Raw genomic sequence first — 13,895 nt, 5'->3', positions numbered from 1 at the left:
AGGGATGGCGGCAGAAAGAACTGCCGTCAACCTGTTGTTGCAGTCTGACCTGCCAGAGCCTGTGGATTGGAGGTGTTTTCCCCCTCGCTGCCCAGCTTGCGCACCCGCACCCGGCGGATATGCCGTGCATCCGCATCGAGTACGCGGAACAGATAGCCGTTCTCGTGCGTCAGCACCTCTCCGCGTGCGGGCACATGCCCGGCCATGCGAAAGACCAGACCGCCAATGGTCTCGATTTCGGCTTCTTTTTCGCTATCGGTCAGAATCGGGCCGATCTTCTGCTCGAACTCTTCCACCGGGCAGCGGGCATCCACGTCATACGATCCATCGGGGCGGGGGGTAATCAGCACCGCCTCGGGTTCGTCATGCTCGTCGGAAATATCGCCCACAATGGTTTCGATCAGGTCTTCAATTGTTACCAGACCGTCAATGCCGCCGTATTCGTCAATCACGAGGGCAAGGTGCATGTGGCGCTGGCGCATTTGCAGCAGCAGGTCCAGCACGGGAATCTGCGGGGCAATAAACAGGGGCTGGCGGAGCAGGGGTTCCAGATTGAACGCCTCGCTGGTGCCCACATAGGCAATAAGGTCCTTTACGTGGATCATGCCAACAATGTCATCAAGCTGGTCGCGGTACACGGGCATGCGCGAGTGGTTCTCGCGCCGCATCATGGCCAGAGCCTCGTCCAGAGAGATGGAAACCGGCATGGCCACAATATCGGCTCTGGGCACCATCACATCATCGGCCGAAATATTGCGCAGACGCAGGATATTGGCGATCAGCGCGCGTTCCTGCCGGTCGAGTTCGGGTTTTTCCCCGTCTGGTGCGCTTTCATCCCCCGCTTCGGCAGCCTGCTGCACAAGGGCTGCAATGGAATTGCGCAATCCCCCCGGAGGCTTCTTGCGATGAAAAAACGAAAACAGGCCACGTCCGGAAGGCTCCGCCCGTTCGGCTGAAGTCTCGTGCTCGTTCATGACCGGGTTTTCCACGGGTTAGGCACCTTCATGCGGGAAAGCAGGCGGGATTCCAGCATTTCCATCTCCCGTGCTTCGCCGGGGTGGTGGTGGTCATAGCCAGCCAGATGCAGGCTGCCATGCACAACCAGATGCGCCAGATGGTGGCTGACTGGCCGCCCAGCCTTGCGTGCCTCGCGCACAACCGTTTCCAGCGCCAGAATAATATCCCCCCCGCCATAGCCGGGCGGGGGTTCAAAGGTCAGCACGTTGGTTGGTTTATGCTTGCCCCGGTGCCTGCCGTTGAGCAGCCGCACTTCCCGGTCGCCTGCCAGCACAACACTGCCGGGTTCAAGCCCATACCGCGCACAGGCCGCCAGAGCGCGGCGCACGGTTTTTTCGGGTGCGGGGGCGTAGGAGCGCCAGCGTGCGTCCCGGATCAGCACATCCGGGCCATTCTGCGTCAACGCATCATGAAACCCTGCTGGATACGGGTCCGTATCCACAGGGTCGGCCACGTCCTGCGTCAGGACAGGGCCAAGGCTACTTCGCGGTTCCATTGTTCTCCTGACGGCCCTTGTGGCGGGAGTGCCCTTTTTTATCAGCCGTCGTCGTTTTTGCATCATAAGCTTCAATAATGCGCGCGACCAGCTTGTGTCGCACAACATCAGCGGCTTCAAAACGGCAAATGGTAATTCCCTTGACGTTTTCAAGCGTATCCACCGCATCCTGCAGGCCCGAGGGCGTGTCATGCGGCAGGTCAATCTGGGTCAGGTCCCCGGTTACAACCATGCGTGAGCCCGGCCCCAAGCGGGTCAGGAACATCTTCATCTGCGCGATGGTGGTGTTCTGGGCTTCGTCCAGAATAACATAGGCATGCGAGAGCGTGCGCCCGCGCATGAAGGCAAGGGGGGCGACTTCAATCTCACCCGCACTCATGCGGCGCATGACCTGATCACCGGGGAGCATGTCGTGTAGCGCGTCATAGAGAGGGCGGAGGTAGGGGTCGATCTTGTCCTTCATGTCTCCGGGCAGAAAGCCGAGCCGCTCGCCCGCTTCCACCGCAGGGCGGGAGAGAATGATCCGGTCAATGGAACCTGCCAGCAGGAGGGAGACCGCCTGAGCCACCGCAAGGTAGGTTTTGCCCGTCCCCGCAGGGCCGATGCCGAACACAAGCTCCCTCGTGGCAAGGGCGCGCATGTAGCTGGCCTGTCCGGGGGAGCGGGGCTCTATGTTGCCCTGACGCAGCCGGATAACGGGCAGAGTGGGGTCCTGATTGGCAAAGGGCGTTGCCGGAGCAACAGACAGGGGGAGGGTAGGTCTGCTTTCATGCACTCTGGACATGCGTATGGCCGCCTCTACTGCGCTGATGTCTATGGTCTCGCCTGCTGCCAGTTTCTGGTACAGCAGGCTCAGGGTCGTGCGGGCGAGGGATGTGGTTTCTGGCAGACCCCGGATGGAAATGCGGTTGCCGCGTCGCGCAACGTCCACTTCCAGCCCTTCTTCCAGGCAGCGCAGGTGCCTGTCGTGGTCTCCGACCAGTCGGGCAAGCAGCGCGTTGTTTTCAAATTGCAGGGTGACGGGCTGAGCCAGCTCCGTAACCGCGACGGAAGGAGGGGGGGACGTGCGCGTGGTATTCAAGCGTATACATTCTCCTCTTCCAGAATACCGCCCAGCGAGTTTGTCAGGCGTTCTGTTATGCGGACTGGCACCGTCTGGCCGATCAGGCGGTCAGGGCCGATCACATGGACCGGCTGGAGCCAGGGTGAGCGTCCTGCAATCTGCCCGGGCTTGCGCCCTTTGCCAGTAAACAGGACGGGCACGGTCTTGCCAACCATGGATGCGTTAAACGCATCCTGCTGTTCGCGCAGGAGTTTCTGCAGGGCTTGCAGGCGGGCATCCTTTACGTCCTCGGGCACCTGCAGGGGCGCGCCTGCTGCCGGGGTGCCGGGGCGGGGGGAGTATTTAAAGGAATAGGCCAGCGCAAACCCCACATCCCGCACAAGCTGCATGGTGGCTTCAAAATCCTCATCCGTCTCGCCCGGGTGGCCGATAATAAAATCGGAGGACAGGGCAAGGTCCGGCTTGGCCGCGCGCAGGCGGTGCACAAGGTCGCGGTATTCATCGGCCGTGTGGCCACGGTTCATGGCGCGCAGAATACGGTCGGAGCCGGACTGCACGGGCAGGTGGAGAAACGGCATGAGCTCTGGCAGGTCGCGGTGGGCTGCGATCAGCGCATCATTCATGTCCCGCGGGTGGGATGTGGTGTAGCGGATGCGGGACAGACCGGGGATTTCCGCCAGCGCATAGGCCAGACGGGTCAGGTCCCATACCGTGCCATCAGGGCCTTCGCCATGATAGGCATTGACGTTCTGCCCCAGCAGGCTGATCTCGCGCACGCCGCTTTGGGCCATGCGGCGGGCTTCGGCCAGAACGGACTGCACGCTGCGGCTGCTTTCCGCTCCGCGGGTGTAGGGGACCACGCAGAAAGAGCAGAACTTGTCGCACCCTTCCTGAATGGTCAGGAAGGCTGTGTAATTTCCCGGTGTCTGCGGGGCTTCGGCTTCGGGCAGGAAGTCGAATTTCTGCTCGGTGGGGAAGTCGGTTTCGATCACGGCATTCCCCGCACGGGCCGCACGGGCCACCATTTCTGGCAGGCGGTGGTATGTCTGCGGGCCAAGCACAATGTCCACATACGGTGCACGGGCCAGAATTTCCTGCCCTTCGGCCTGTGCTACACACCCGGCCACGGCAATAATGGTCTGCTGGCCTTCCGCCTTGCGGGCTTCCTTGATCAGCCGCAGGCGGCCGAGTTCGGAAAAAACCTTTTCCGCCGCACGGTCACGGATATGGCAGGTATTAAGGATGATCATATCCGCCGTATCGGGCGTATCCACCGGCTGGTAGCCTAATGGCCGCAGCACATCCCCCATGCGTGCACTGTCATACACGTTCATCTGGCAGCCCCACGTAATTACATGCAGGGCGCGTGATGGTGCTGTCTGGTCGGGGGTTCGGGTCATGATGGCTGCCACTCCGCTCTGCCGCAGGCCCATTCCATACGGCGGAAAGAGGACATCAGGCGTGCGGTGGCGTAGGTCAAGCCTCTTTTCTCACCGCTTGGTGGGGTGTGGTCTGGAATGGTGCTTGATAAGAGCCATGCCGTGCCGGACAGAGTGGCCTCCCGCCGTGAACAATGCGCAGGTCGTTTTGAGGCGACGGACGCTGGTTATGTCCTCTTTTTCAATGAAGCAAAAAATAGGGCTGCTCTGTCAAGCAGCAGTTTTGTTTTCTTCACATGCGCGGGCAAAAAATTGGCGGGCAGGGATGCGGGGTTGAACCGGCCAGGCTGAACGCGCGGCTCGCGGTTCTGCCGCATATCGGCACAGCCATCGGCCACGGCTTTCCATGCGGCCTCCGCCAGCGCCTTGCGGCTGGGGAACAGGTCGGGGTCCAGAGGCTCGTGCAGCACAACGGTTACGTGTGAGCGCTTCCACTGCAAAAGCTGCCAGAGGTGCGGGCCCAGATCCATATCCCCGTACCATGAAAAAACAGGGCGGCGGAACCGGCTGACCGGCAGGCCTTCCAGTTCGTCATAAACAAGGGAGACGGGCTGTATAAGAGGCGCCATGCCGGGTTCGTAGGTTACGGGCAGCAGGCTTGCGTCCATGCCGTCCTTGAGTCTGGGGAGTTTGGCAATGGCAAAGAAGGCGGACATGAACGGCAGAACGCGCGAGCCATCGGAGGATGTCCCCTCGGGGAAGAGGATCAGGTTATCCCCGTTCACCATACGCTGGATCATCTGGTCCCGTTCGCGCCCGGTGGTGCTGCGCTGGCGGCTGACAAAAATGGTGCGGCCGATATGGGAGACCAGCCCCATGACCGGCCATTTTTCAATATCCCCCTTGGCCACAAAAACAGAGGGCAGCAACGTGCCCAGCACGGGGACATCCAGCCAGGACATGTGATTGGAAATATAGATAACAGGCCGCTCGCCCCGCCTGCGGGCCTTGATGCCCCCAACCGTGCCCACCCTTTTGCCCCGGACTGTCATACGCAGGCCAATGATACGGCACAGCACACCCCAGATCACCCGTGTCCAGCGGATTTTGGCCGTGCCGGGTACGGGCAGCAGGCAGGCTTCAAACCCGACGGAAAGTGGCACCCATACCAGCACTCCGGCCAGACGTATGGCCGAGCGAGCCTGCCCCACACGGCGGAACAGCATATCTACCCATGACGGAAGGGGTGAGATCGGAGCGGTGGCAGGCGTGCCCGGAGGCAGGGACTGCGTAGGTTGGTCAGGCTTGGTGCGCATGGTCCTGCTTCTGCCAGAGGCTGGCCGGATGGGCCAAGGAGCGGGCAGCAATGTGGAAGAAACACATAAACATGCGTTCTCATACCGCGAAGAGGGGGGAGGGGACAATCCACCGTGTGAGAAGGTTTTTTTGGCGGAATACCCAATTTTTGTCATGGTTATGGTTGTAGGTGAGGGGAAACATGTAAAAATAAGCCCGGGCAACGCGCCGCATAGCCTTCATGCAGCAACAGACAGACAGGACAGAGTGGCCGTTTACAACCGCAATAGACTTGGCAGGTTTACTGGCTCTGCGAATCGGCTTCTGGCTGGAGTGGCGCTGTGGAGCGTTCTAACGTGTGGTGCGCACGCGGCAGACCCGCAACCCTATGTGACAAATCTTGACCCAACCGGGCAGAGCGATCTGGATACCGCGCTCAAGGCTTCGTCCGATCTGTTAAGCCTGCAATCCACGCGGGCGGTTGGCCCGTTTGCGCTGGCCGGGCGCGTGCGCAACGAATATGATCGCCTGCGCGGTGCGCTGGAAAGCTGCGGGTATTACGGCGGCACGGTGCATATCATGCTCCGCAATGGCAAACAGGGCATTGCCATGGATGGGATGTCCAGCGCTCTGGCGTCATGGCTTGGGGCTGTTCCCGAGCATGACAGGGTGGATATTACCGTTAGAATTGATAAAGGCCCGCTCTTCCACCTTGGTTCGGTCAAGCTGGTAGAAAGTGCTACTGGCGTTGCGCCGCACCTTACCCCCGACCAGCAGAAAGCGTTTGGCCTGCACACAGGCCAGCCCGCCATAGCCGCAGATGTGCTGGCCGCAGGTGGCCGCCTGATGGACGCGCTGCGCGAGAGCGGGCACGCGCTGGCACAGGTGGACAAGCCCATGGCCTACCTGCGCCCGGATACCAGAACAGTGGATATTGTGTACCCTGTTGTTCCCGGCCCCATACTGGATGTTGGCAGGATCAGCATGGAGGGACTCAAGCAGGTGCACCAGTCGTTCGTGCGCAGGCGGCTGAGTGTGCATGAAGGGGAACTGTACCAGCCATCCCGCATAGAAGCCGCACGGCAGGACCTGACCACTCTGGGTGTTTTTTCCAATGTCTCGGTCAGGGATGCCTCCAGCAAGGCGGTCAATGGCACCATGCCGCTGGACTTTTCCTTTCAGGAAGGCAAGCGCCATTCCATTGGAGGCGAGCTTGGGTATTCCACGGACCTTGGCGCGCGTGTGGGGGCGTCATGGACTCATAACAACCTGCTCGGCAATGCCGAGCGCCTGCGCCTGACAGCCCTGATTACCGGCCTTGGCGGGTCTGCCCAGCAGGGGCTGGGGTATGATGTGTATGCAGATTTTTTCAAGCCTGACTTTCTGGAAAGCAAACAGAACCTGAATGCCCGCATAGAGGGCCTGCGGCAGTTGTTCTGGTCCTACCGGCAGACGGCATTGCTGCTGCGTGGGGGCATAACCCGCCCACTGGCCAAAAACTGGAACGGCAATTTTGGTCTTGCCGCGGAGCAGGAAAGAATCGAACAGTTCGGTGTCTCCCGCAGTTATACCATTCTCTCGGCTCCATTGTCGGGCATGTATGACAATACAGGGGTGGGTAACCCCATAGAACCCGCAACACATGGCGTGCGCGCAAGCATTAACGTGACCCCCTCTGTCTCTCTGGGCAGCAAGGGAGCTGGTACATCGTTCTTTGCAATCATGAACGCAACAGCCTCAACCTACGTGGACCTGCACAAGCTGGGCATAAGCCCTCCGGGGCGGAGTATTCTGGCATTCCGTGGGACCATTGGCAGTATTCAGGGCGCAGGCACATGGGACATTCCGCCAGACCAGCGCATGTATGCGGGGGGAAGTGCTACGGTGCGTGGTTATCGCTGGCAGGGCGTTGGGCCGCAGTATGGCCATACCAAATATGCCATTGGCGGCACCTCGCTGGATGCGGGAACGGTGGAATACAGGCAGCGCCTGTTTAAAAGTTTTGGTCTGGCCGCCTTTGCCGATGCCGGGCAGGTGGGCAGTAACAGCATGCCCTTTACCGGAACCCTGCGTGTGGGTGCAGGTGGTGGCGTACGGTATTACACACCTATCGGTCCGGTCCGGCTGGATGTGGCGGTACCACTTAACCGCGCGCCACGTGGGGATTCGTGGGATTTGTATATCGGGCTGGGGGAAACGTTCTGATGCCGGAAGTCATACCCACATCCACTCCCCCGCGCAGCCTGTGGCGGCGTGCAGGCCGCTTTGCGCTGATAACCGCAGGCTCGCTGGCTGGTATTGGCGTGCTGGCGACAGCCTTACTGCTGGTGGGCGTCAATACAGGGCCGGGGCGGAGGATGCTGGTGCGCCAGACCGCATCCCTGACCGGGGGCATGGTCACGCTGGAGGGGGTGTCTGGCCGTTTTCCCGATAATCTGCATGTTAAAACGCTGGCGATCCATGACCGGCAGGGTGCCTGGCTGACACTGCATGATGTCCGGTTCGACTGGTCCCCCATGGCCATGATGTGGCGGCAGGCCCGCATTTATGAGTTTAGTGCGAGTGTTCTGGATATACCACGCCTGCCCGTGTCCGACCCCACGCCACAACCAGCCCAGCCCGAGTTATCCTCTCCCTCAGCCCTGCGTATGGGGGTGGATATCCGCAAGCTGGAAGTCGGGCGGATTAATGTGGGAGCTTCTCTTGCCGGGCAGGCTGCCAGCTTCCGTGTGAGCGGTCATGGCAGGCTTGCCAGCATTGACGCGGTTATCAACGGGCTGAGCCTGCCAAAGCTCCCCCGTTCCGATATTGCCATACAGGTTACGCGGCTCGACCAGACCGGGCAGGTCAGCCTGACCACGACAACGGGGAAAGGCAGACTTGCCCTGCACCTGAATGCGAGCGAAGGCGCAAATGGCGGGTTTGTGGCAACCCGGCTAGGTATGCCGCAACTGGCTCCCATAGCGCTCAGGCTGGATATGCAGGGCCCGGTTACGGCCAGCACTCTGGCATTTTCGGCCTCCGCCGGAGCGGTGAGCGCACAGGCACGCGGCACGCTGGACCTGCTTGCACAGCAGATGGCCCGGCTGGAGGTTTCCGCCCAGTCACCACAGCTTGATCTTGCGTCCGATATCGGGTGGCAGGCCGTACGTCTTGCTGCCCGTCTGAATGGCAAAATGGTGGCGCCTCACGGTACGGCGCAACTGGAGGTGGACCAACTGGCCGCTTCGGGTGTGCAGGTGGGTACGTTGAATCTCCGTTTTGCGGGGGAAGGGGGTGACGCCACCGCCGTGGCCGAACAACTTCACCTGACACTCACAGCCGACGGGCTGCGCCTGCCGGGTAAGGCGCCCACACTGCTGGCGGCGGCCCCACTCAGGCTGGACGCCGTAGCCAGACCAGCCGAGCCAGGGGTGCCGGTGGTTTTTACCCTTGACCATCCTGTTATTGCCCTTTCGGGTTCTGTGCAGGCTGCGGCCCCGCAGCGTGGTACACTCAGCCTGAACGTGCCTGACCTGCTGCCTGTTGGCGAGGCGGCAGGGGTGCCCCTGCGCGGGCATGCAAGCCTGAATGCACGTTTTGACCGCCCCCGTGACGCGCAGGGGGAGACGCATTTTGCCACCGACGGCCAACTGGCCATAACGGGTGGGCAGGCGCAGGCCGCAGGGCTTATTGGCCCGGATGGGCATTTTGCCCTTGCCGCAGCCATGCACCCGCTCCCGGCGCAGGGGGGCATGGCGGCCGGGCAGCAGATTGACCTGTCCTCATTCACCCTGTCGGGTCAGGCGCTGGACGCCAGGGTGCAGGGCCATGTGCAGACAGGCCGCAATGTGGACATAACGGCCAATATCGGCCTGCCCGTGCTGGAAAAACTGGCCCCTGCCTTGCGGGGAGATACCAGTATGGTGCTCGCCCTCAAGGGACCATTGCAGGATGTTGTCGCCACATTGGGGGCAAAGGCCAATCTGGGCACTGCGACAATGCCCAAGGGGGCTCTGGCGCTGGATGCGGCGGTTGCACATCTGCCATCGGCCCCTCAGGGCACATTGGCCCTTGAAGGCACGCTGGACCGTGCGCCAGCGCAACTGTCTGTGGCGTTTGGGCAGGCAATGGATGGCACGCGCCATCTTGACCTGCAAAAGCTGTCCTGGAACAGCACAAAAGGGGAGGGTGCGCTGACGTTCGCCCCCAAAGAGCTGGTGCCGCAGGGGGACCTGAACCTGACTGTTGGCAGGCTGGCCGATTATGCTTCCCTTGTTGGCCAGACAATAGCGGGTTCGCTGGTGGCGTCAGTCAATACCACCACGGCCGAGGACAGGCCTGTTGTGGCCCTCAAGCTCAAGGGGAATGTGCAGACCTCCACATTCAGGGTGGGGTCGATTGCGCTGGCGGGTTCCATAACCGACCCGGTTGCCCACCCCACTCCAGACCTGACCCTGCGCCTTGGGGGGCTTGTGGCTGCCGGGGTAAGCGGGCAGGCGCAACTGAGTGCTAAAGGGCCGGATACGGGTATGGTGCTTTCCGCACAGGTGGGGCCAGCAAGCTGGCTGGGCAGCCCCCTGATGCTGAACACACAGGCTGTGCTGAACCTGCCGGATAAACAGCTCAAACTCCAGAATCTGAGCGCTACGGCAAAGCAGGAAACCCTGCGCCTGCAAGCGCCAGTGCTTGTTTCGTTTGGAGAGACACTGGGGATTGACCGCCTGCGTGCGGTGCTGAGCACGCAAGGCAGTCAGCCCGCCACGCTGGATGTGGCAGGGCGGATAAAACCCGGCCTGTCCGTTACAGCGGATATTCGCAATGTAACCCCGGCACTGGCGCACCCGTTTATGCCGAATTTTAACGCTACGGGTGTCGTATCACTGAACGCCAGACTTTCTGGCACGCTGGATAAGCCTGAAGGTCAGGTGCAGATCAGGGGCAGCAACCTGCGCATGGCGGGTAGTTCTGCCGTGGCCTCTATTCCTGCAATGGAGGTGGCGGGCACGGCCAATCTTGCCCGCACACAGGCGCAGGTGCAGCTTGATGCGGCAGCCGGAAGCAAAATGGGCCTGCATGTGCGTGGCAATGCGCCCCTGTCCAGAACGGGGCCGCTGGATTTACAGGCCAACGGGAATCTGGACCTGAGCATAGCCAATGGCCTCCTCGGAGCGCAGGCCCGGCAGGCGCAGGGGAAGGTGCAGATGGCTCTTCAGGTTCGTGGAACGCCAGCCTCTCCCGCCATTATGGGGGCGATTGACCTGATCAATGCGGATTTTCAGGATTTTGCGCAGGGGGTTCATCTAAGCGCCATTAACGGGCGTGTGGTGGGGGCGCGGGACCGGATTGTTATTCAGACACTCAGCGCAAAAGCCGGGGATGGCACGCTGGGTGCAAGCGGCTTTGTGGGTGTTGCCATGCCGGGTATGCCCATGGACCTGCATCTGTCTGCCAAGGACGCGCGCCCGGTTACAAGTGACCTGCTGACCGCGGTACTCAATGCCGACATAACCGTGCGCGGGCAGGTACAGACACGCATGGACGTGACCGGTGGGGTAGACCTGCGGCGTGTGGAAATCAATATTCCCAATTCGCTCCCCGTATCTGTTGCGCGTCTGGATATCATCCGCCCCGGTGAGGAAAAAAAGCAGGTGGAGGAAGCCATGGCCGCCTCCACGCATCGGTCCGTTATCGGGCTGGACCTTAAGCTGACATCACCGGGCAAGTTTTTTGTGCGCGGGCACGGGCTGGATGCGGAAATGGCAGGTCGCCTGAATGTAACGGGAACGGCACAGGCCCCCGTTGTAACCGGCGGGTTTGACCTCAAACGCGGCAATTTTGATCTGGCAGGGATTTCGCTCAACTTTACCAAGGGTCGGGTCGGCTTTAATGGTTCGGGCGTTGGACACAAGCTTGACCCAACGCTTGATTTCGAAGCCGACCGCGCCGTGGAAGGCCAGACGGCCATGCTGAAGGTAGGAGGCTATGCCAGTGCCCCCAAAATCAGCTTTGATTCCGTACCTTCCCTGCCACAGGATCAGATTCTGGCCATGCTGCTGTTTGGCACGGATGCCCGCTCGCTTTCTTCCACGCAGATGGTGGAAGTGGGCACAGCGCTGGCGACCCTGACCGGGCTGACCACCTTTGACCCCATGGGCACCCTGCGTAAAACCCTGCATCTGGACAGGCTGGCTGTTGGCGGCGGTTCGGGCGTTGGTCGTGGTGGCGCCAGTGTGGAAGCTGGCAAATACGTCATGAAAGGTGTTTACGTGGGGGCCAAGCAGGCCACCTCTGGTTCGGGCACACAGGCGCAGGTGCAGGTGGACCTGACAAACCACCTTAAACTCAATACCACGGTGGGTACCGGTGGGTCCGTAACAGGCTTTACCACGCCAGAAAACGACCCGGGGAGCAGCGTGGGGCTGGTCTGGCAGTATCGTTATTAAAGGGGCGTGAGCGTTAGTCACGCTCCGTGGAGCGCTGCATCCGGAGCAGCGTGTCTGTTCAGGACTGAGGCTGAATGTCCATGACCACAGGCACATGGTCGGAGGGGGATGGCCAGTCTCTGGCCTCTTCCAGCACGGACATGCTGGCCAGTTCGGGCACCAGATCGGGGGTGACCCAGATGTGGTCCAGCCTGCGGCCCCGATTGGACTTGCGCCAGTCCTTGTTGCGGTAGGACCACCATGTGTACAGCTTGTCCGTGGGGGGGACAAAACGGCGCATGGCGTCCACAAAGCCGGTCTGCTGCCACTGGGTCAGGCGCTGGGTTTCCGGCGGTGTGTGGCTGACAATTTTCAGCAGTTGCCTGTGGTTCCACACATCATGCTCAAGGGGGGCGATGTTCAGGTCGCCCACCAGCACCGTGCGGGCTGATTTTTGCTGTGCAAACCACTGTGTGGCTTCGTCCACAAAGGCAAGCTTGTGGGCAAATTTGGGGTTGGTCTCGGGGTCCGGTTCATCCCCACCCGCGGGGACGTAAAAATCATGCAGGGTGATGTCACCCCCCGGAGCATGGACGGTGGCGGCAACATGGCGGCAGTCTTCCTGAGCGTACCATGTCGGTGTGTCCACAACCGGGCTGAGCGGCAGGCGTGAGAGAATGGCCACGCCGTTGTACCCCTTCATACCCTTGTAGTGCAGGTGTTCAAACCCAAGGGCGCGCACGCTCTCAAGCGGGAAAAGTGCGTCTGTCACCTTGGTTTCCTGCAGGCAGACAACGTCTGGCAGCAAGGCGGTGGTCAGCTTTTCCAGCAGCGGCATACGCAGGCGGAGGGAATTGATGTTCCATGTCACAAGTCGCATGGGCAGGGCATGGCGTATTGTGTGAGGGAGGGCAAGCAAAAAGACGGATGTCCCCATGAACACAGGGGCGGGAGGACTCTTGCATTTTCTGGCAACCACCCCATGATATGAGAAGCATGGATACCCAACGCCCCCAGCCAGCCCCCCCGCAGGATGCCGTAATCCTGCACCGCGCCCTCCTGACACTCGATAGCCATATCGACATTCCATGGCCTGACCGGGCCGATGCGTTTGAGGATACTCCCCAGCGCAAGGTGGACCTGCCTAAAATGCAGCGTGGCGGCATGTCGGCGGGCTGCTTTGTGGCCTATACGGCACAGGGGCTGGTTACAGCGCAGGCGCACGCACAGGTGCAGCAGGAATGTCTGGCCATGCTGGACGCCATCAATACCATGCAGGGCACACATAATGGAGTAACGGCCCGGATATGCTCCCGCGTGGCTGATATTCGGGCGGCCCACGCCCAAGGTGTGATCGCGGTTATTCCCGCCGTGGAAAATGGTTATGGCATGGGCGAGGACCCGGCTGGGCTTGGCGCATTTGCCCAGCGCGGCGCGCGGTACGTTACCCTGACCCATAACGGGCATAACGCTCTGGCGGATGCGGCCATCCACCGCCCCGGTCTGGGGGATACACCGCAAAAACACGGCGGGCTTTCCACCCTTGGACGTGAGGCCGTGCGGGAGATGAACAGGCTTGGCCTGCTGGTGGATGTGTCCCATGCGTCCAAGCAGACCATGTTGCAGGCTGTTGAGGCCTCGGCCACGCCGGTTGTCGCCAGTCATTCCTGTGTGCGCACATTGTGTGACCATCCACGCAATCTGGACGATGAGCAGCTTGATGCACTCGGGGCCAGTGGCGGGCTGATCCAGATAACCGCCATGCCAGCCTTCCTTAAACCCAAACCGGAGGAGGGGCGGCGCTCTGCCGGTGTGGCTGATCTTGTGGACCACATTGACTATGTGGTGCGCAGGCTTGGTCCTGCGTATGTCGGGATTTCTTCCGATTTTGATGGTGGCGGCGCACTGGCGGACTGGCAGGATGCAACGCAGGGCGCCAACATTACCGCCGAGTTGCTGCGCCGGGGGTATGACCGCAGCGAGATAGCAGCCTTCTGGGGAGAGAATTTTTTGCGGCTTCTGGAAAAGGCGGAGCAGGTAGCGGAACAAAGCAGGATTACAGTTCACGCCGCAGGTTGAAAATTTTGTCCACTATTCCTCTTGACACGCTCTATTTTCAACAAAGAGTTTGAAAAAGCAATGACAAGTTAAGAGTGTTTTGGAGTAAAATCCTTTTAAATCAATGACATGATGTGTTTGATTAAAAAATATGCAATCCGTTGGAAAGGCTGAAAATCTGC

Annotated in this window: 9 protein-coding genes; 3 read left to right on the top strand and 6 right to left on the bottom strand. The window is 60.8% G+C overall.

The annotated features are described in order from the left end of the window. Positions 1-26 precede the first annotated feature (26 nt). The 5 genes from HNR55_RS01075 to HNR55_RS01055 form a co-directional block, all read right to left on the bottom strand. Entirely contained in the window at positions 27-974 is a 948-nt protein-coding gene (locus tag HNR55_RS01075) for a hemolysin family protein (RefSeq protein ID WP_166111218.1), read from the bottom strand. After that, a complete protein-coding gene (ybeY, locus tag HNR55_RS01070; RefSeq protein ID WP_166110161.1) occupies positions 971-1,513 on the bottom strand; it encodes an rRNA maturation RNase YbeY in 543 nt (180 codons plus the stop codon). Before ybeY ends, HNR55_RS01075 begins: the two co-directional genes overlap by 4 nt. Next, positions 1,497-2,594, bottom strand: coding sequence for a PhoH family protein (locus tag HNR55_RS01065; protein ID WP_373318136.1), 1,098 nt, complete (start codon positions 2,592-2,594; stop codon positions 1,497-1,499). The genes ybeY and HNR55_RS01065 overlap by 17 nt, the downstream gene beginning before the upstream one ends. After that, positions 2,591-4,009, bottom strand: a complete 1,419-nt coding sequence (gene miaB / locus HNR55_RS01060; protein ID WP_166110157.1) for a tRNA (N6-isopentenyl adenosine(37)-C2)-methylthiotransferase MiaB — start codon at positions 4,007-4,009, stop codon at positions 2,591-2,593. Before miaB ends, HNR55_RS01065 begins: the two co-directional genes overlap by 4 nt. Before the next feature lie 173 nt (positions 4,010-4,182). After that, complete coding sequence (locus tag HNR55_RS01055; protein ID WP_166110155.1) at positions 4,183-5,271, bottom strand: lysophospholipid acyltransferase family protein; 1,089 nt, start codon at positions 5,269-5,271, stop codon at positions 4,183-4,185. A 247-nt stretch (positions 5,272-5,518) separates the two neighbouring features. Between HNR55_RS01055 and HNR55_RS01050 the strand changes: the two genes are divergently transcribed. Continuing rightward, positions 5,519-7,456, top strand: a complete 1,938-nt coding sequence (locus tag HNR55_RS01050) for an autotransporter assembly complex protein TamA (RefSeq protein WP_373318137.1) — start codon at positions 5,519-5,521, stop codon at positions 7,454-7,456. Continuing rightward, positions 7,456-11,676, top strand: a complete 4,221-nt coding sequence (locus tag HNR55_RS01045) for a translocation/assembly module TamB domain-containing protein (protein WP_166110152.1) — start codon at positions 7,456-7,458, stop codon at positions 11,674-11,676. The genes HNR55_RS01050 and HNR55_RS01045 overlap by 1 nt, the downstream gene beginning before the upstream one ends. Positions 11,677-11,734: 58 nt before the next feature. Here the strand turns inward: HNR55_RS01045 and HNR55_RS01040 are convergent, their stop codons facing one another. Then, positions 11,735-12,535, bottom strand: coding sequence for an exodeoxyribonuclease III (locus HNR55_RS01040; RefSeq protein WP_166111212.1), 801 nt, complete (start codon positions 12,533-12,535; stop codon positions 11,735-11,737). A gap of 116 nt (positions 12,536-12,651) precedes the next feature. Here HNR55_RS01040 and HNR55_RS01035 point away from each other — a divergent pair, with 116 nt between their 5' ends. Further along, complete coding sequence (locus HNR55_RS01035; RefSeq protein WP_166110149.1) at positions 12,652-13,734, top strand: dipeptidase; 1,083 nt, start codon at positions 12,652-12,654, stop codon at positions 13,732-13,734. Positions 13,735-13,895 lie beyond the last annotated feature (161 nt).

It is taken from the genome of Acetobacter lovaniensis (genome assembly GCF_014207635.1).
GTDB lineage: Bacteria > Pseudomonadota > Alphaproteobacteria > Acetobacterales > Acetobacteraceae > Acetobacter > Acetobacter lovaniensis.
The sequence above is the reverse complement of the archived record's forward strand: the minus strand, read 5'-3'. Positions and strand labels throughout refer to the sequence as shown.